The following is an 18,468-nucleotide window of genomic DNA, read 5'->3' as shown; positions in this document are numbered from 1 at the left end:
CGGGCCTGGTCTCCGACCGCTGCGCGGAGCGCTGAAGATCACCAGCCGAACCCTCCAGGCCGACACGCCCCACCCTCAATCGCGCACCAAGTCGTAACCGGCGCAGGGCTGTGCTGGCGAAGATCAACGCCATCGCCGGGCGTGTCCGCGACCGCCGCGCGGACTTCTGCGCGCAGACCGCCCAGATCCTGGCCACCCGGCATGCGGTGGTGGTGCTGGAGGATCTCCGCACCCGCAACATGACCGCTTCGGCGGCCGGCACCGTCGAGCGGCCCGGCCGCAACGTCCGTGCCAAGGCCGGGCTGAACCGGGCCGTCCTGGACAAGGGATGGCACATGCTCGAACGCGCGCTCCGCAACGCGCACCACCGGCACGACGATCGTGCTGGTCGACCCGGCGTACACGTCGCAGACCTGCCACGCCTGCACGCACGTGGACCCGAAGAACCGCAAGAGCCAAGCGGTCTTCGCGTGCACCGTCTGCGGGCACCAGGACCACGCCGACGTGAACGCCGCGAAGAACATCCTCAACGCCGCAGGGCATGCGGTGTCAGGGCGTGGAGACCTCGGCACCGGCCGGTCTGTGAAGCGCCAACCACCGGCGACGCGCACACGCCCGGGGCGAAGCCCCCGCGCGGCACGCACGGCCGGAATCCCCGTGCCTTAGCGCGGGGAGGAAGTCAAGCGGTCGGTCTCGGAGAGGGTCTCGTCCAGGGTGTGCCGGCCGACGACCTTGCGTAGGGTCGTCTGGGCGATCTGGTTGATCGCGGAGCTCACGTTCTCGATGGCGATGACCGACTTGATGGCGTCCACGACGCGGAAGTAGGCGACGGCGGAGACGTCGACGCTGACGTTGTCGCGGGTGATGATGCCCTGGGACTGGATCGGCATGGTGACGATCCGCAGTGAGATGTGGTGCATGACGTCGGCGAACGGGATGATCAGGCGCAGTCCTGGGTCGCGTGCTCCGATGATCCGGCCGAACCGGAAGACGATCCCCTTCTCGTACTAGCGGACGATGCGAATCGACATCGCGAGCCCGATCAGGACCAGGATGACGAGCGCCACCACGACTGCGATCACGGCGGTCATTTCGGCTCCCCTCGACTGCGGACCTGCGGCAACAGCCAGTTCCGGGAACGCGTCGCCGCGAGCAGAGCGACCGGGAGGCGCGGGACCGGTCTTCGGCCCTACCGCGAGCCTTAACCGCATCCGGTGCGAGTGACAGGGCCGAACGGGCCTGATGCCCTCGCGACGGCCCACCCGGGTACGGGCGCGGGTGCAGGTGCTGGGGGCAAGGGGTCGCAGGGGCGAATCCTGCCGCCCCGGCAGCGGGCGGAAAGGCCGTTGACCGGGAACTTCCAGACCGGCGGCCTTCGCGCCGGCGGCCCGCCAGAGGCCAGGGAGATTCCCGCCCCGGTTCTTGCCTCGATCGATCGTCCGGAGCCGCACTCCGAGTGTGGGTCCGCTGAGGTCAACGGTGCCAGGTCCAGTCGACGACCTCGGGCAGGTCGGCACCGTGCTCACGGATCCACGCCTCGTGACGGATCCTGACGTCGGCCATCCGCTGGCGGACGGCGGCGGCGCGCACGGAGAGACCGGGGACACGGTCGATGACGTCCATGACCAGGCGGTAGCGGTCGAGGTCGTTGCGGACGACCATGTCGAAGGGCGTGGTGGTGGTGCCGGACTCCTTGTAGCCGCGTACGTGCACCTGCGGGTGGACGGCGCGGCGGTAGGCGAGGCGGTGGATCAGCCAGGGGTAGCCGTGGTAGGCGAAGATCACCGGGCGGTCGCGGGTGAAGAGTGCGTCGAATTCCCGGTCGGGCATGCCGTGCGGGTGCTCCTCGGCGGGCATCAGGCGGGCGATGTCGACCACGTTGACGACTCGTACGGCCAGCTCCGGCAGGTGCTCGCGCAGCAGGTCGGAGGCGGCCAGGACCTCCTGGGTGGGGACGTCGCCGGCACATGCGAGCACGACGTCGGGCTCCCGGCTGCCGTCGTCGGTGCCGGCCCAGGGCCAGATGCCGGCACCGCGCGAGCAGTGCGTCCGGGCCTCCTCCAGGGTCAGCCAGTCGAAGCAGGGCTGCTTGCCGGCCACCACGACGTTGACGTAGTCCCTGCTGCGGAGCACGTGGTCGGCGACGGCGAGCAGGGTGTTGGCGTCCGGCGGGAAGTAGACCCGGACGGCCTCGGGGCTCTTGTTGAGGACGTGGTCGACGAAGCCGGGGTCCTGGTGGGAGAAGCCGTTGTGGTCCTGGCGCCAGACGTGCGAGGTGAGCAGGTAGTTGAGGGAGGCGATCGGTGCGCGCCAGGGGATCCGCCGGGTGGTGCGCAGCCACTTGATGTGCTGGCTGACCATCGAGTCGACGATGTGGACGAACGCCTCGTAGCAGGAGAACAGGCCGTGTCGGCCGGTCAGCAGGTAGCCCTCCAGCCAGCCCTGGCAGGTGTGTTCGGAGAGGATCTCCATGACCCGGCCGTCCCGGGTGAGGTGTTCGTCGGAGTCCAGCAGTTCGGCCTGCCAGGCCTTGCCGGTGGCGGTGTAGACGGCCTGGAGCCGGTTGGAGGCGGTTTCGTCCGGGCCGACGATCCGGAAGTCGCGGCGCTCGGCGGTGTCCGCCATGACCTGCGCCAGCAGGTCACCCAGGACCCTGGTGGGCTCGTGCAGGGTGGAGCCGGGTTTGTCGACGGGGACGGCGTAGTGCTCCAGCGGCGGGATCGGGAGCGCGTGCAGCAGCCGGCCGCCGTTGGCGTGGGGGTTGGAGCCGATCCGGCGCTGTCCGTCGGGGACGCAGGCGAGGACCTGCGGGGTCGGTCGGCCGTGCTCGTCGAAGAGGTCCTCGGGGCGGTATGAGCGCAGCCAGTCCGAGAGCTGGGCGAGGCGCTCGGGGTTGTCGCGGACCTGGTTCAGCGGGACCTGGTGGGCCCGCCAGGTGCCCTCGACCGGCTTGCCGTCCACGACGGCCGGTCCGGTCCAGCCCTTGGGGGTGCGCAGCACGATCACGGGCCAGTGTGCGCGGCTGGTGTCGCCCTCGGTGCGGGCGGCCTGCTGGAAGGCGGTGATCCGGTCGACGGCGGTGTCCATCGCGTGGGCCATCAGCCGGTGGACCGCCAGCGGGTCGTCGCCGGTGACGTGGATCGGGTCGTGGCCGTAGCCGCGCAGCAGGGCGTCCAGTTCGTCCTCGGGGAGCCGGGCGAGGACGGCCGGGTTGGCGATCTTGTAGCCGTTGAGGTGCAGGATCGGCAGGACGGCGCCGTCGTGCACCGGGTCGAGGAACTTGTTGCCGTGCCAGGCGGTGGCCAGCGGCCCGGTCTCCGCCTCGCCGTCGCCGACCACGCAGGCGACCAACAGCCCGGGGTTGTCCAGCGCGGCGCCGTAGGCGTGGGAGAGTGAGTAGCCCAGCTCGCCGCCCTCGTGGATCGAGCCGGGGGTCTCGGGGGCGACGTGGCTGGGCACCCCGCCGGGGAAGGAGAACTGCCGGAACAGCCGCGCCATCCCGTCGGCGTCGCGGGTGACGTCCGGGTAGGCGTCGGTGTAACTGCCCTCCAGCCAGGAGTTGGCCAGGACGGCCGGCCCGCCGTGGCCGGGGCCCCAGATGCAGATCGCATCCAGGTCGCGCTGCTTGACCACCCGGTTGACGTGGGTGTGGACCAGGTTCAGACCGGGGGAGGCGCCCCAATGGCCGAGCAGACGGGGCTTGATGTGCTCGGGGAGCAGCGGCTCGCGCAGCAGCGCGTTGCCGAGCAGGTAGATCTGACCCACCGCCAGGTAGTTGGCGGCCCTCCAGTGGGCGTCCAGTTCCCGCAGCTCCTCCTCGGACAGCGGGGCGATGCCGGAAGGCTCGGACTCGTGCATGGATGCGACCTCCTCGGATGACCGGGTGACCCCACGCAGCGGCTACGTAGAGGCTCCGCTCCGTCCTATAGCGTCCTCTTCGGCGAGCCCCGGAGACAGGGCCGATCGGGCCATCACACCGTCCCGTGGGCCGAACATCCCGCTCCGGATCCGACACGTTCGCGAGCGCCTGGTACTTGTCCACGGATCCGGCCGTTGCGCGGCGTCTCACGCCCGCACCTGCGCCACCCGGCAGTCGGCCTGACTGAGGACCTGCCGGCTGACCGATCCGATCAGGAACCCCCGGAGCGCGCCGGGACCCGCGAGCCCGGCACCAATATCGAGGCGTTCTTCGCGGCCGTTTCCGGCACGGCGGCCCCGTCGTCCGGCACGTGGAGGCCGACACCTCGGTCCCGGGCACCGCCACCCTGGGCGACCTCTTGGTCGATCAGCCGCTGCCGACACCGCCCGGCCTCCTCGCCGCCGCGTACGGAGGGCTGAGCCCAAGGCCAGGCCTGGACCGGCCCCGGGGGCAGCCGGGGCCGTACGGCTTCGTGGCCCGCCGAGTCGATGGCGGCCGGACTCTCCGATGATCCGCCGAACCCGACGACGATCGGGCCTTCCACGATGTCCTCCTTCGGCCCGGTCGTCAGGCACGAGACGACGACGAGGTGTCCTTCTTCAGGCGTGGGTCGCATGACAGGCCTCCTGGTTCCGGTGTCCCGCCGGTCGTCGGAGATAGATATCTGCTCGGATGCCCGTCCGGTACGGTCGGTGACCGACGCGACGCCGCCCGCGGCCCGGCGCGGACGCGACACGATCGGCACGAGGTTCGGGGCTCGACGACACCGCTGAGCACGACACTGCGTTGCCCGACCTCCACCCGAGGTGTCCTGCCGGATTGCCGGGGCGTCCCGGAGGAACACCTGGAGGAGGTCGCGGCGGCTGACCAGCCCGGTCAGACTGTCCGTCTGCCTCGGCGCCCCTGACAGGGCCGTCCGGGCCCCGTCGGACTGCTGGTGGGACCGGACGGCCGCCGGCTCACGGGGCCGTGCATCTCCTGCTCGACCCGCGCCGTCGGCCTCACCGTCGACCGGACCGGCAATGGCGTTCGACCGCACTCGGACCGGCCCTACCGGGTCAAAGCGTCCGACGGCCGTGCCCGGCAGCGATCTGGTGGGCACGGGCGACGCTCTCCTCGGCGGCGCGCTCGGTGACGCCCAGCGCGCGATGGAGCTGGTGGGCGCTCCAGCCGTGGCGGGCGAGCAGGACGGCGACCGGATGATGCCCGTAGACCTCGGCGGGGGGCCGAGGCGGCCCGGGCGCGATGGGCACAGGTGTCACGGGCGCGGCCGTACGGCGCCGTACCAGCGCTCTGCGCAGCTCGTCCGCGCCCCAGACGACGAAGGGGAACGGTGCCACGATCGCCAGCTGGGCGGGACTGAGCGCGGCGGTGCCGAACACTCGGTGCAGCGGCGGGAGGTAGACGATCACGGCGGCGAACATGAGTGAGAAGCCGGTGCCGACGAGCAGATGGCGGTTGCTGAGGACGCCGATGGAGCGCAGCGAGGCGCGCTCGGTGCGGGCGGCGAAGGCGGTGCCGATCTGGCAGGCGACGATGCCGAGCCAGGTGACCGTCGTGGCCTGCTGGTACGCCAGGTGCAGGGCGGTGCCGGGGCCGGTCGCATCGCCGGGGTGCCAGCCGCCGAGGGTCAGGGTGAGCAGGAAGCCGCCCATCACCAGGCAGGCCGAGATCAGGCCCAGGAAGCCCCAGGCCCGGGCCAGCATCGAGCGCTGGATCACCTTCTCGCCGCGCGGACGGGGTGGCCGGTCCATCAGCCCGGGTTCGGCGCGTTCGCGGCCGAGCGCGAGCGCGGGGAGGGTGTCGGTGCCGAGGTCGACGGCCAGGATCTGCATCACCGTGAGCGGGAGCGGGACGGCGCCGCCCGCGAGGGCGAAGACCAGGAACGGCACCACCTCGGGAACGGCGTGGGCGAAGATGTAGACGATGAACTTGCGGATGTTGTCGTACGTCCGCCGGCCGGCCTCGACGGCCGCGATGATCGTGGCGAAGTTGTCGTCGGTGAGCACCATGGTGGCGGACTCGCGGGCCACGTCGGTGCCGGAGCGTCCCATGGCGACGCCGATGTCGGCGCGCCGCAGGGCGGGCGCGTCGTTGACCCCGTCGCCGGTCATCGCGACGGTGTTGCCCGCGGCCCGCAGGGCGTCGGCGATCCGGAGCTTGGCCTCGGGGGAGGTGCGGGCGAAGATCACCTCCTCGCCGCGGGCGAGCAGGGTGTCCAGTTCCCGGTCGCCCATGGCCGTCAGTTCGGTGCCGGTGACGATCCGGGAACCGCGGTGGCCGATGCCGACCTGACCGGCGATGGCGGCGGCGGTCAGGCCGTTGTCACCGGTGACGACGTGGACCGTGATCTCGGCGCGGTGCGCGAGCGTGATGGCGCCGGCGACCTCGGGCCGGGCCGGGTCCGCCATCGCGATCAGACCGATCAGACACAGGTTCCGCTCGGCCTCCTCACGCCGCTCGGGGGGCGCCTGGCCGGGTGGCAGGGGTCGCCGGGCCACCGCGAGTACCCGCAGACCCCGGGCGGCCAGGGTGCCGACGGCATGGACCACCTCGGCCCGGTCGGCCGGTGTGAGAGGCCGCTGCGAACCGTCGTCGAGCAGCCGGCCGGCGTGGGCGAGAACTTCCTCGGGTGCGCCCTTGGTGTGCAGGACGACCGTGCCGTCCTCGGAATCCGCCGTCGTCATCAGCTTGATCCGGGGATCGAACCGGAACAGCGCCCGCCGGTCGAGGTCGCGCTGCTCGGGTGGGCACGCCACGTCGAGCCGGCCGGCCAGATCGAGCAAGGCAAGTTCGGTGGGGTCGCCGTGCCCGACGCCCGGGTGGGCCGTCGTACACGCTGCCGCCGTCGCGGCGAGCAGCCGGACCTCCGGCGGCGGATCCACCGGGGCGTCGACGGCATGCTCGCCGTGCGGCGTCCAGACCGCCGTGGCCAGCATCCGGTTCTCGGTCAGCGTCCCCGTCTTGTCGGTACAGACGACCGTGGTGGAACCGAGCGTCTCGACGGCGGAAAGGCGCTTGACCACAGCTCCGCGCCGGGCCAGGTCGCGGACACCGGAGGCCAGCGACAGCGTGATGGTCGGAAGCAGCCCCTCGGGCACATTGGCGACGAGCAGACCGATCGCGAAGCTCACCGCGGCGGCCAGCGACAGCCCGGCGGCGAGGCCGATCGGCAGGAAGGCCAGACCCACGCCGATCGCGACCAGTGCGATCAGCCGGGCGGCCCGCTTGACCTGGTGCTCCAGCGGGCTCTCCTCACGCCGTGTGCGCTGGCTCAGCGCCGCGATCCTGCCCAGCTCCGTGTGCATCCCGGTGGCGGTGACCACTGCCTGGGCCTGTCCACCGGTACAGGCCGTCCCGGAGAACAGCAGGTCACGGGCATCCAGCAGCGATCCCTCGATGTCCACCAGCTCCGCCGAGCGGAACACCGGCACCGACTCACCCGTCAGCGCCGAGAGGTCCACCTCCACACCCCCGGACAGCAACCGGGCGTCGGCGGAGATCCGCTCGCCCTCCTCGACCACCAGCACATCCCCGGGGACCAGTGACATGGCCGCCACCTCCTGCCGCACGCCCTCGCGCACCACGGTCGCCTGCTCCGGCAGGAAGGAGGCCAGCGCCTCCACCGCGTTCTCCGCCTGCTGCTCCTGGGCGAAGGCGAGCATGGCATTCAGCAGGATCACGGCCACGATCGCCACGGCCAGCGCCGGCGCCCCGCTGACGAAGGCGAGGACCGCCGCGAGCGCCAGAAGCAGGGCGAGTGGGTGGGTGAACTGCTGCGCGAGCTCGCGGGGCCAGCGCCGGCCGCCGCGGCGGGCGAGGGTGTTGGGGCCGTACACGGCCAGACGGCGGGCCGCCTCGCGGTCCGGCAGGCCTCGGCCGGAGGTGCGCAGGTCCCGGAAGAGCAGGGCGACCGGCTCGCGCGGGTCGGGAGTGTCGCGGAGGCCGGGCTCCTGGAGCGCGGCCTGTCGCGCAGTGTCCGGACCGTCGGACCTCATGCGCTCGGCTCGCAGGCCGGCCGGGGCACGGTGACGGACGGACAGTGGGCGTGATGCAGGAGGCCGTGCGACACGGAACCGAACCGCATACCGGTGAATCCGCCATGCCCGCGACGCCCGACCACGACGGCGAGCGCGTGCTCCGAGGCCTTGGCCGGTTCCTCCACCGGATGGCCGCGGATCACCTCGTGGGTCAATCTCACATCGGGCCGCCCGTCGGCATCACCGGCAGTGGTCTCGGTCGGCAGCCTCCTCAGCGTCTGGACGGCCGCATGTTCGTCGACCCGGGCGACCAGCGGCGACTGCCACACCCAGATGGCGCGCAGAGCTGCTCCCCGCCGGGCCGCAAGGTCGAAGGCGACGTCGACCGCAGCGGCCGACGACGGGGCGCCGTCCATCAGGGTGCCTTCCACCTCCAGGTCGGGGTGCCGCTCGCCTGCGAACCCTGCAGCCGTGTTGGACATCTGGCGTCCGTTGGTGCGGAGTTCCTCGCGGTAACGCTTCTCGAAGCCATGCAGATCACAGCCCGGCTCTGGGAAGGCACTGACCACCGGCACGGGCAGCTCGCGGCGATTCGCCCCGTCGGAGTCCCTGGCCGTCGAGAGCCGACCAGGGCCCCTGGCGTCCACGCCGAGTACGAGCGGACGGTGAATGCTGGCGGACGCCATGGCTCCTCCACCGGTGATCCCGGCGGCCCGAATCGTGGGCCCTTGTTCGTACCGTAGGCCCGCACGACACGGGGGTGCAGGGCCGAGCGGCCCCAAGGCGACGGCCGAGTGCCCACGGTCGGGTGAATCCGCCCCCGATGAGCCTCCGGAGGACTTCGCTGGCGGCAAGGGGGCGGCGTGGGAGGGGACCGAAACGAGGCGAGGTGGTCTTGCACGGCGGGGACCGATTCGACCGCCCGGGACCGGTTCCGCCTTTACGGTCTCGTGCATGGTCAGCCGCGGCCCATGCTTGACGGAGGGCTGGCCGTGGAGGAGGGCGGGGCGGTTCAGGTGTGCACGGCGCGGGGGCCAGTCCGGGGTTGAGCGCCTCGCGCAGGGGTATAGAGGTCGGCGATGGCGGGCAGTTCGGCGAAGCGCGTCAGCAGCCGGCGGATGGTCCGGTCGTCCCCGTCGCGAACGGCCTCGGTGGTCGCCTCGATCAGGGCCGGCTGTCCGTCTCGAACCCCTCCCTGGTGCTCCGGGCGCCGGGTCGTCCACTGTCGCCTCCTGCGCGCTGGCCGTTCGTTCCTCGGCGGCTGCGCGGTGGGCGGTTGCCCGGGGAGTGTCGCCACCGCACGGCGGGAGACTACCTCCTCCGCCGGAATCGAAAAATCTATGCTCGCCGGAGTAGACATTGGCCGCGGGCGGGGTTAGCGTTTCTCTCGTAGACAGCAGTCGGCGATACCGGGCAGACACGAACTGGCCGGGTTGTTGGACAGAAGTTCGCAGTTCGGTCCGGCAGTGGAGCACCGAAGCCAGGCAGTTGCAGGACGGCGACGGGGTTGACTGCCGGACCGGGCGGCCCGCAGGCATCAGGGGCCGCCGACCAGCGGTACCGAGCAGTGCGCACTACCAGCAGTCGCGAGACAGGCAGGACCTCGGCAAAGGCGCTCAGGCTGCGGGCGCGCGTGCCGAGGGGGTCCGGACAGTGAGGTTCCAGGTCACCGCAGGTGCGGTACGGCCGGGAAGCCAGGCTGCCGGACGGGATGGGCCGTTACGGCCACCGACCAGCAGGTGCAGTATCAGCGGTACGAAAAGTGACAGGTCAGTACAGAGGATGAACGGAGGGCACAGGCACCATCAGGATCGCCCGGCCCGTGAGGTGGCAGTTTTTCGTCCGGGCGGACACCGCAGACCTCCCTCAAGGACACGAAGGACGGTGGTTTCCGGTCACGCACACGCGATCCCCGCACACTCCCAACCCAGGGGTGGTGCGGAACCCAAGGACCGGCCCAGGCCGGTAGATGGTGTTGTATCCCCTTCGGGGCCCCGGAGCCGACACGGCGCCGGGGCCCCTCGATGCGTTCTCCCGAGAACCAGAGAGGTGCAGTGACGACCACGACCAGCCCCGACACACCCGACAAACTCGACGACGACGACTACCCCGCCTACACCATGGGCCGCGCCGCCGAGATGACCGGCACCACCCCCGGCTTCCTACGAGCCCTCGGCGAACACCGCCTCATCACCCCACTGCGCTCCGACGGCGGCCACCGCCGCTACTCCCGCTACCAACTGCGCATCGCCATGCGCGCCCGCGACCTCGTCGACCAGGGCACCCCCATCGAAGCCGCCTGCCGCATCATCATCCTCGAGGACCAACTCGAGGAGGCCCTGCGCCTCAACGAACAACTCCGCCGCTCCCAGCACAGCCGGGAGCCCACCGCCGACCAGCGGCGCGACACGAACTGACCCCGCGGACGCCGGCAGGGGGATCGGCGGGGGGCGACCATGGCGCCACCGATGCCCCGCCCCGGCGACCCCCGACCGTCCGGCACTCGTGTGCCCGGAACGAGGCCGGCAGGGTGGTCGGGATTGAAGTTCCCCCTGATGTTGGACAAGCAGAACGCCCGCGGGCATACGACCGCGGGCGAACGGCTCGGAACCACGACTGCTCTGATCACGACGCTACCGGGCCACTTGCGACGGTGCACGCCAACGCGCGCTGACCGCCTTTCCCCGAACCCGATGCCCTCGATCACCATGAGCGGACCACACCTACAGGCCGCGCAGGGTGGTGGGATGGACACCTCCCCAGCCCGCCGCGCCCCGGAGTGGATTTCTGTTCCGCTTACCTGGGCAGGCGGGCGCGTGCGGTGTCCTGCCAGGGCAGGAGGACGTGAATCTCCTCGCCGCCCCGCTGTGCGTAACGGTCTCGGTGCGGGTGGCCAGGGAGTGGATGACGGTGGGCCAGCCGAACCCGCCGCCGCCCGTGAGGGGTCTGTCCCGGGTGCTGTTGTTTCTGCACGCGCCCGGGACACCCGTCATGTGGATGCCAGGAGGATGGCCGTGTAGTGCGCGATGAAGGCGGCGATGGTGAGGGCGTGGAAGACCTCGTGGAAGCCGAACCAGGACGGTGAAGGGTCGGGGCGTTGGAGTCCGTAGACGACGGCGCCCGCGGTGTAGAGGAGGCCGCCGGTGATGACGAGGACGACGACCGCGGTACCGCCGGTGCGTGCGAAGTCGGGCAGGTAGAAGACCGCTAGCCAGCCCAGGGCGACGTAGCAGGTGGTGTACAGCCACCGGGGCGCCCCGATCCACAGCGTGCGGAAGGTGATACCGGCCAGGGCGCCCGCCCACACCGCGGTCAGCAGCATCACCTGCTGGCGCGCGGGTAGCAGCAGCACCGCCAGCGGGGTGTAGGTGCCGGCGATGATCAGGAAGATGTTCGCGTGGTCCAGCCGCCGCAGGACCGCCTCCCCGCGCGGACCCCATGTTTTCCGGTGGTAGACGGCGCTGGTGGCGAACAGCAGGCAGGCCGACAACGCGTACACCGCGCAGGCTGCCGCTGCGGGAGATCGGCGTGAGAGGGCGATCAGGACGGTGCCGCCGGCCAGCGAAAGGGGGAACACGCCGGCATGCAGCCAGCCGCGCATTCTCGGCCTCGGTGCAGCCGCCGCGTGCTCCACGCCGCCGTCCGGGTAGCGGGCTGCCTGTCCGGCAGGTGCGTCGACTGCGGGGGTGCAGAAGGTGCCGGAGCTAGGCTCGGGATCCCGTCCGTGTGCCGGTGGCTGGGCATCTTCGCCGATCACGCGCTCATTTTAGGAAACCGGCGGAAGAATCCGGCCGGCGCCGCCCCGGGACGATTCGCATGGTGCTGGACGACATCGCCCACGCCTGCTCCCCGAAATCGGCTTCGAGGCCGATCGGCACCAGCACAGACCGCCTCGTGCAGCAGATCGCGCGGCAGGCCGCCGTTCTCCGCCCGCCATCGGTAGCCGGTCTTCCTGCCGATCCCGAGCTGCTTGCACGCCTCGACCGTGCCCACCCCGGACTGCAGCAGGCGCCAGTACTCCGCCTCGACATCGAGCCTGCGCTTGGGTCCCCGCCTCGCCATCAACACACCCGTCATGATCAAGGAACGTTGCGACAAGCGTTAGAACCCAAGGATCGCCCGGGGGTCAGTTTTCACGAAGCGGCGACACTACGGGTGTGGGGTGAGGGCGGTGGTGAGGCCGGTGAGGAGGATGTGGAGGCCGCATTCGAGTGCGGCGGTGCCGCCGTGGGTGGCGAGGGAGCGCTGAAGGAGGAATTCGCCGATCGGCAGCCGGTGGAGTCCCAGGCGCAGCAGGTCGTCGGTCTCGTCGGGGTCGTCGACGAGTTCCTGGAGTTCGTCGAGGACGGGGCCGTTCAGGAGCCTGAACAGGGCGCGGTAGATGGGCAGTGCGTTGGGCCGCTGAAGCCGGCGCGGGGGAGCAGGGTGAGGATGGCTTCGAGGGGACGAAGCGTACCCGGGGGCGCAGGGCCAGTGGGTGGCGAGGGGGCGGGTGACCAGGAGCGGCACGACGTTCGGGTGGGCCAGGGCGAGTGCCCGGAAGCGGTGGGCGACGGCGCGCAGTCGGGCGGTCCAATCAGGGTCGGCGGAGTCGACGGTGAGGCGGTTGAAGGATGAAGGGCGCCGCCGCCCGCCGCGAAGACGAAGGATGTCTTCAAACACTGACCGCCGGTCGCGCGGCCGGGGCCTCTGGACCCGACCGCGCATCCACGGACGTACGTGCGCGGCCTGGCGGCGCCGGCCGAACGCCACCCCGGCCACCTTGGACGGGTACTCAGCCAGGACGTGGCCGACGATGACGGTGCACATCTGGCTCGGCTGCACTGACGGCGGCCATCAAACTGGCCGTTGATACCGCACCTACGCCGTGGTAAAAGATCCGGATTCGTCACTTCCCGTCGTGGCACATGGCATCGCGGTCAGGGCAGGGGGGTGCCTTCGGGGGATGGAGGTCGTCGATGGTGATGTCGACACGTGTGACGGCGAGCCCCAGGGTGTGTCGTGCGTTGTGCAGGACGGCTTGTCGGACCTGGTCGGCCTGGGCGAGCAGTGGGTGGGACGGGTCGGCCGTCAGGGTCATGGTCGCGTGGATGGTCCGGCCGTCGGCGACGGGTGTGAGGCGGCAGCTGCCGGCCCGGGCCGTGCCGGCGGTGTCGGCGGCGCGGCGCAACGCTTTGGCAGCGGTGTTCTCGTCGATGTGATGTCCGTGGGCGGGGTCGCCACGGGAGAGTCGTCGTCCTCGTCGGTGTTCGGCCCGTACCGCGCGCATGACTCGCCCGGGCAGGGCCGTGCTCCCGATGGATCCCTGGGCGCGTAGGGCCTCGGTGGCCTCACTCAGGAGGTGTTCCTTGCGGGCGTCGTCGGGGTCATCGGGACGGTCCGGGGTCCGGCTGTTGCCGGGCCCGGTCAATGTCTGGTCGGCTGCGCGGGGCGGCCGGTGTTCTAGCGCCATGGGTCCATCGCCTCCACCAGGGACCGGCGTGCGCGGAACAGCCTGCCGCGCACCGTCTGTTCGCTGACGCCGAGGGTCCGTGCGATGTCGCTGTAGTGCATGTCGTGCAGTTCGCGCAGGATCCAGCATGCCCGCTGGTCGGGGTCGACGGTGGCCAGTGCGCGGGCGAGTGCACGCGTTGCGGCGCGGACCTCGGCCACCTGTTCGGGGGCTCCGAGTCCGGGCAGGGCTGCGGGTTCGGGCTGGACGTCGAGGGGGACGGCGGGCAGGGGGCGGCTGCGCAGGAGGCTGAGGCAGCGGTTGGTGACGATGCGGTAGAGCCAGGTGCGGAACGCGGCGTCGCCCCGGAAGCCCGGCAGTCGCCTCCACGCGCTGAGGAGGGACTCCTGGACCATGTCCTCGGCGTCCTGCCGGTTGCCGGTGAGGTGATGGGCGAGGCCCAGGAGGACGGCGCTGTGGCGGTCCACCAGGACGGCGAAGGCGTCGTCGTCGCCTTCCGCCGCGCGGACCGCGAGGAGCCGGTCGCTGACCGGGGTGGTGCGATCCGGGCGGGTCGCGGTGGACGGGGGCGGGAAGCCCCGGGGCGCGGCCGGGCGGTCGCGCCGGGCGTGGGGCGGGGTAGACCGCGCGTGGAAGCCGGCGGTGGTGTGGGTCTGTGCTGTGCTCATCGTGGCGTCCGGTCGCCGATGCCGTGTGCCCCTCCTCCTCTCGCCTGTCCGCTATCCGGACAGTTATGCCAAGGGCGTGAGGATTTCCTGCGGGCGGCGTCCAACTGGGTAGCGGGCCCGGCTGGGCTCGCACCGGGGTGAGGTCAAGGAGGCCTGCCATGACGGACACGTCCAGCAGTTTCCCGCAAGGCGACGGACGCCCGGAGGACCGCCTGCAAGGTCCCACCGGCGCGGACCGGGTGCCCGAGGACCGGGGGAAGACGACCATCGCGGACAGCGTCGTGGAGAAGATCGTGGGCACCGCCGCGCGGGACGTTCCCGGTATCCACGCCCTGGGAGCCGGGATGTCCCGCACCATGGGCGCGGTACGCGAGCGCGTTCCGGGCGGGGGACGGGCGAGCGTCAGGGGCGGAGTGAAGGTCGAGGTGGGCGAGCGCCAGGCCGCCGTCGACCTCGTCGTCGTCGTCGAGTACGGCGTCCCCATCACCGATCTGGCGGGCGACGTCCGCGTCAGTGTCATCTCGGCGGTGGAGCGCCTGACCGGCCTGGAGGTCGTGGAGGTGAACATCGCCGTCGACGACGTCCATCTCCCCGACGAGGACGACGACACCGAGAGCCGCGTCGCCTGACCCGCAGTCGCCTGGCCCCGCACCGTCGCTGTCGGGACGCTGCAGCGTGACCGGGGAGGCCCGGGCGACACCGAAGAAGGAGCATGTGAGATGAGCACAGCCGCACTCGGTCTGCTCGCGGGAATGGCGCTGGGATTCGCCGGGTACTTCGGCGGTTTCTGGGCCTTTCTCCTGGTCCTCGTCCTCGGCGTGGTCGGCCTCGTCGTCGGTCGCTTCCTGGAGGGCGAGGACGTCCGGGAGTGGCGTCGGCCCCGATTCGAGGACCGGCGCCGATGACCCCGCAACCCGTCGCGGCGCGCGAGCGCGGCGCCACCGTCATCCCGGACCGCGTGGTGGCTAGGATCGCCGCGCGGGCCGGCCGGGAGGCCCTCGCCGCGCAGCCGTACCGCCCCGCGCGGCCCGCACCGCCGACCCCCGACGCGTCGGCGCACGTCCACGGCGGCTCCGCCCGTATCAGGCTGGCCGTCGAGCTGCCCTACCCGATCGACCTCGCCGCGGCCTCCCGCGAGCTGCAACGCCAGGTGACCCGGCGCGTGGGCTACCTGACCGGACTCGAGGTCGCCGAGGTCGCCCTCGCGATCCGCCGCCTCATTGCCGAGGGCAGCGACGGCCGCGTCGGCCGCGTGCACTGACCCGCACCCCACACCCCCTCACCGAGCCCTCCCCGCGGAACACCGCCGGGACATCCGCCCGCCCACCGCCCAGATTCCAAGGAGAGCCGGCATGACACACCAGCACCCGGCCGTCTCCGACCCCGAACCCGCGTCAGGAAACCCGCCCGGCGACGCACCGCCCCGCAAACCCACGGCCGACACCGACCGCAGCCGTGCAGCCCGGCGCTGGTGGTCCGAGCGCAGGGTTCCCGCCACGGCAACAGCCGTCCTCGTCCTGGTCGCCGCTGCGTTCCTGCTGTTCGACGTGGTCCGGGTGCGCACCGGCCACACCGCCGCCGCCTGGCGCAAAACCCTCGCCGACGAACTCGCCACCCGCCCCATCGACGACCCGTGGGTCATCACCGGCGCGGCCCTGGCCGCCGCCCTGGGCCTGTGGCTGATCATCCTGGCACTCACCCCCGGTCGCCGACACCTCCTGCCCATGGCTGCCACCGACGACTCCGGCGGCCCACAGGCAGCCCTCGACCGCGACGGCGCCGCACGACTGCTGCGCGATGCCGCCCTGCGGGTGCCGGGCGTCTCCCACGCCGACATCAGGGTGCGCCGGCGCCGGATCAACGCCCGCGCCCAGGTCGCCTTCCGCGACCTGGACACGGTGCGCACCGAGGTCACCGAAGCACTGACAGCGCAGCTCGACGACCTCGCTCTCGCCCGAGTACCCCGGCTCACCGTCCGGGCCCGCCGGCGCGGCCCGTGACCGTGCTGCCGCAGCGACAACGACCTCGGGCCCATCGCCACAGGAGACGACCTGATGAACTCTCACTCCGTCCTCAACCGGACCCTGCTGGCCGTCGCGGGCCTGGTCCTGCTCGGCGGTGGCCTGCTCGTGCTGACCGGTGCCCTGGACCTCTACCGGCGCTGGAGTCTCGATCCGCCCACCGACTGGCCCCTCACCGGCCCGCACGACGTCCTCCTGTCGACCCAAGACCGCACCCGCTGGACGGACACGGACTGGTGGTGGCCGACCGTCATCGCCGCCCTGACCGTCGTCGCCGCCCTGGCCCTGTGGTGGCTGCTGGCACAACTGCGCCACCGGCACCCCGGACGCCTGCCGGTCGGCAACCCGCCCTGCGACGGCGTCGAACTGCACGACAGCGCCCTCGCCGACGTCCTGGCCGCCGACACCGCCCGACTCCCCGGGGTCCACAAGGCGCACGCCCGCCTGACCGGTCACACCCACCGCCCCCAGGCCACCCTCGACCTCACCCTCGATCCGGACGCCAACCCCCGCGACGTTCTCCACGCCCTGGAGAGCACCCTGCACCGCGCCCGCCAGAGCACCGGATGGGAGCAACTCCCTGCCCGGGCCACGCTGCGCGTCGCCTCCCACCGGCCCCACCGCGCCGAATGACCGCGATGACCAGGTCACGGCAACACCGGGCAAGCCGGAGCGAGAGCACCCCGTCGAAGGTCATTACGACGCTCAGACATGCCGACACCTGCCCGCCCCAGCCTCTACACCGCCCGGCTGCGCCCGTGACACAGCCGGGTACGACGGGGCGGTGAACGGCTCCCCGGGCCCGTGGGTAGCCTCCGGCCGCGCCGTACGGTCGACCTGGCGGGTGCCTTCCAGCACCGAGCACTCCACTCTGCCTGGCCGGCCCAACCCCGGCAGAGCGCCCGCCGGGTGGGCGCCAAGTGTCGGGTGTTGCCGATGACGCGCGGTACGTCGGCGGGCTTGGTCCGGCACGAGGAGGTGTCGCGTATGACCGTCAAGAACAGCGGTACCGCAGGGGCCAGGTCGCAGGGGCGGCGCCTGGCCGACAGCCATGCCATGAGTGTCGTGGCCAGGGTCGGGCTCTGCGCCCGGGGAGTGATCAATGTGCTGGTGGGGGTCCTGGCCGTGCGGATCGGGTTCGGCGCAGGTAGCGGTACCGAGGCCGACAGGTCCGGTGCGGTACGGACCATCGGCGAGCAGCCGTTCGGCCGCGTGCTGCTGTGGGCGCTGGTGGTGGGGCTGGCGGCGATGGCGCTGTGGCGGCTGTCCGAGGCCGCGTTCGGATCATCGGTGCCGGGCGGCAACAAGTGGACCAGACGCCTGGGCTCTCTGCTGCTGGCGGTGTTCTACGCGGTCATCAGCGTCGGCGTGGTGCAGAGCGTCCTGGTCGGCGGCTCCTCCGGGAGCCGGTCCGGCAACGAGACGTCCAAGGAGTACACCGCCAGGGTGCTGGAGTGGCCAGGCGGCCGGCTCCTGGTCGGCGCGGTCGGAGCCGTCCTGGTCATCGTGGGCGTGGTGATGGCGGTGCGCGCCGTGATGCGGAAGTTCGAGGAGGATCTCCAGACAGATGACATGAGCCCGCGAACGCGGCGGGCCGTCGCGCTGCTGGGCATCATCGGCGGCGTGGCGTGCGGCGCCACCGCGGCGGTAGCCGGCCTGTTCATCCTCCTGGCCGCCGTGAAGTTCGACCCCAGCAAGGCCAAGGGCCTGGACGAGACGCTGCGCTCGTTCGCGGACACACCCGCCGGGCCCGTGCTGCTGATCGCCGCAGCGATCGGCTTCCTGCTGTTCGGCCTCTACTCCTTCTGCGAAGCCCGCTGGCACAAAACTCCTGAACAATCAGAACCGCCCACGCGATAAGCTTGAATTTAAAGGTTGCCCCTCGGCGTTCAGGCCGAGGGGTTGTCCTTTTTCTGCCGGTTCTTGCCGACGGGGTGGCGTGGTGTGGGGCTGGTGGGGCGGCCTTTCGGCCGGCCGGGGCCGGGGCCGGGGCAGGTGGCTTTCGGCGGGTTTGCGGGAGTGCCGACGATCCGCCGGATCCGGCGATAGCCGCGGCGGACCCGACCCGGGGTGAGCCGGTCGGAGTCGAGGGGTTTCTCCCAGGGCCGGCGGAGGTCCTGGGCGAGGGGTCTGGCGAGGCGGAGCTGCGTGTACGCCGCCAGGACCAACCAGGCCCACCGGTCCGCCTGATCGGGGCGGCGGAGCCGCGGCCGAGTCAGGCCGAGGGTCTGCTTGAGGAAGCGGAACGTGTGTTCCAGGTCGAAACGCCGCAGGAAGATCCGCCAGAGCCGGTCGACGTCGTGCGCGTTGGCGTCGGGATCCGAATGCCACAACCAGAACGGCTTCGGGTCCCGGTTTCCGGGCAGGTACTCCACCGAAAGATGTACCAAAGTGGCTTCGACAATGGGCAGTTCACCCTCGTGGCAAG

The 18,468-nt window shown here is 71.6% G+C and carries 17 protein-coding genes and 1 pseudogene; 9 read left to right on the top strand and 9 right to left on the bottom strand.

Going from position 1 to position 18,468, the window contains the following annotated elements; all coding sequences use genetic code 11:
* The first annotated feature begins 381 nt into the window (after positions 1-381).
* Positions 382-666, top strand: coding sequence for a zinc ribbon domain-containing protein (locus AB0442_RS37985; protein ID WP_366168101.1), 285 nt, complete (start codon positions 382-384; stop codon positions 664-666).
* On the opposite strand, the gene AB0442_RS37980 is transcribed toward AB0442_RS37985, so the two are convergent.
* From AB0442_RS37980 to AB0442_RS37965, 4 genes are all read right to left on the bottom strand, one after another.
* Positions 663-995, bottom strand: a complete 333-nt coding sequence (locus AB0442_RS37980; protein ID WP_366168104.1) for an SPFH domain-containing protein — start codon at positions 993-995, stop codon at positions 663-665. The two genes, AB0442_RS37985 and AB0442_RS37980, sit on opposite strands and share 4 nt — an antisense overlap.
* A gap of 478 nt (positions 996-1,473) precedes the next feature.
* A complete protein-coding gene (locus AB0442_RS37975; RefSeq protein ID WP_366168100.1) occupies positions 1,474-3,858 on the bottom strand; it encodes a phosphoketolase family protein in 2,385 nt (794 codons plus the stop codon).
* A gap of 1,119 nt (positions 3,859-4,977) precedes the next feature.
* On the bottom strand, positions 4,978-7,917 hold the full coding sequence (locus AB0442_RS37970) for a cation-transporting P-type ATPase (protein ID WP_366168099.1): 2,940 nt from the start codon (positions 7,915-7,917) through the stop codon (positions 4,978-4,980).
* Positions 7,914-8,585, bottom strand: coding sequence for a universal stress protein (locus AB0442_RS37965; RefSeq protein WP_366168098.1), 672 nt, complete (start codon positions 8,583-8,585; stop codon positions 7,914-7,916). The genes AB0442_RS37970 and AB0442_RS37965 overlap by 4 nt, the downstream gene beginning before the upstream one ends.
* Positions 8,586-10,019: 1,434 nt before the next feature.
* Here AB0442_RS37965 and AB0442_RS37960 point away from each other — a divergent pair.
* The gene (locus AB0442_RS37960) at positions 10,020-10,316 is read left to right on the top strand and encodes a MerR family transcriptional regulator (protein ID WP_366168103.1); all 297 of its coding nucleotides are present in this window, start codon (positions 10,020-10,022) and stop codon (positions 10,314-10,316) included.
* A 572-nt stretch (positions 10,317-10,888) separates the two neighbouring features.
* Here the strand turns inward: AB0442_RS37960 and AB0442_RS37955 are convergent.
* The 3 genes from AB0442_RS37955 to AB0442_RS37945 form a co-directional block, all read right to left on the bottom strand.
* Positions 10,889-11,533: a hemolysin III family protein gene (locus tag AB0442_RS37955; RefSeq protein ID WP_366168102.1), complete on the bottom strand. Its 645-nt coding sequence runs from the start codon at positions 11,531-11,533 to the stop codon at positions 10,889-10,891.
* A gap of 119 nt (positions 11,534-11,652) precedes the next feature.
* Positions 11,653-11,976, bottom strand: coding sequence for a hypothetical protein (locus AB0442_RS37950; protein WP_366168097.1), 324 nt, complete (start codon positions 11,974-11,976; stop codon positions 11,653-11,655).
* 72 nt (positions 11,977-12,048) lie between these two features.
* On the bottom strand, positions 12,049-12,561 hold the full coding sequence (locus AB0442_RS37945) for a hypothetical protein (protein ID WP_366168096.1): 513 nt from the start codon (positions 12,559-12,561) through the stop codon (positions 12,049-12,051).
* Positions 12,562-12,844: 283 nt separating this feature from the next.
* On the opposite strand from AB0442_RS37945, the gene AB0442_RS37940 reads away from it, so the two are divergent.
* Entirely contained in the window at positions 12,845-13,216 is a 372-nt protein-coding gene (locus AB0442_RS37940) for a hypothetical protein (RefSeq protein WP_366168095.1), read from the top strand.
* Between the two features lie 125 nt (positions 13,217-13,341).
* On the opposite strand, the gene AB0442_RS37935 is transcribed toward AB0442_RS37940, so the two are convergent.
* Positions 13,342-14,019: an RNA polymerase sigma factor gene (locus AB0442_RS37935; protein ID WP_366168094.1), complete on the bottom strand. Its 678-nt coding sequence runs from the start codon at positions 14,017-14,019 to the stop codon at positions 13,342-13,344.
* A 158-nt stretch (positions 14,020-14,177) separates the two neighbouring features.
* Between AB0442_RS37935 and AB0442_RS37930 the strand changes: the two genes are divergently transcribed.
* The 6 genes from AB0442_RS37930 (at position 14,178) to AB0442_RS37905 (ending at position 17,900) form a co-directional block, all read left to right on the top strand.
* Positions 14,178-14,648 (top strand): Asp23/Gls24 family envelope stress response protein, encoded by a 471-nt coding sequence (locus tag AB0442_RS37930; protein WP_366168093.1) that lies wholly within the window; start codon positions 14,178-14,180, stop codon positions 14,646-14,648.
* A gap of 90 nt (positions 14,649-14,738) precedes the next feature.
* Complete coding sequence (locus AB0442_RS37925; protein WP_366168092.1) at positions 14,739-14,924, top strand: hypothetical protein; 186 nt, start codon at positions 14,739-14,741, stop codon at positions 14,922-14,924.
* On the top strand, positions 14,921-15,280 hold the full coding sequence (locus tag AB0442_RS37920; RefSeq protein ID WP_366168091.1) for a hypothetical protein: 360 nt from the start codon (positions 14,921-14,923) through the stop codon (positions 15,278-15,280). Before AB0442_RS37925 ends, AB0442_RS37920 begins: the two co-directional genes overlap by 4 nt.
* Before the next feature lie 91 nt (positions 15,281-15,371).
* Positions 15,372-16,019 carry a DUF6286 domain-containing protein gene (locus AB0442_RS37915; RefSeq protein WP_366168090.1) on the top strand — a complete coding sequence of 216 codons (648 nt, stop codon included), beginning with the start codon at positions 15,372-15,374 and terminating at the stop codon, positions 16,017-16,019.
* A gap of 54 nt (positions 16,020-16,073) precedes the next feature.
* On the top strand, positions 16,074-16,673 hold the full coding sequence (locus AB0442_RS37910) for an alkaline shock response membrane anchor protein AmaP (RefSeq protein WP_366168089.1): 600 nt from the start codon (positions 16,074-16,076) through the stop codon (positions 16,671-16,673).
* Between the two features lie 354 nt (positions 16,674-17,027).
* Positions 17,028-17,900, top strand: a complete 873-nt coding sequence (locus AB0442_RS37905) for a DUF1206 domain-containing protein (protein WP_366168088.1) — start codon at positions 17,028-17,030, stop codon at positions 17,898-17,900.
* Positions 17,901-17,929: 29 nt separating this feature from the next.
* On the opposite strand, the pseudogene AB0442_RS37900 reads toward AB0442_RS37905, so the two are convergent.
* Positions 17,930-18,468, bottom strand: a pseudogene (locus AB0442_RS37900) (transposase); the annotation flags it as partial.

Origin of the sequence: Kitasatospora sp. NPDC085895 (assembly GCF_040702125.1) — a bacterium.
GTDB classification, from domain to species: Bacteria; Actinomycetota; Actinomycetes; order Streptomycetales; family Streptomycetaceae; genus Kitasatospora; species Kitasatospora arboriphila.
The sequence above is the reverse complement of the archived record's forward strand: the minus strand, read 5'-3'. Positions and strand labels throughout refer to the sequence as shown.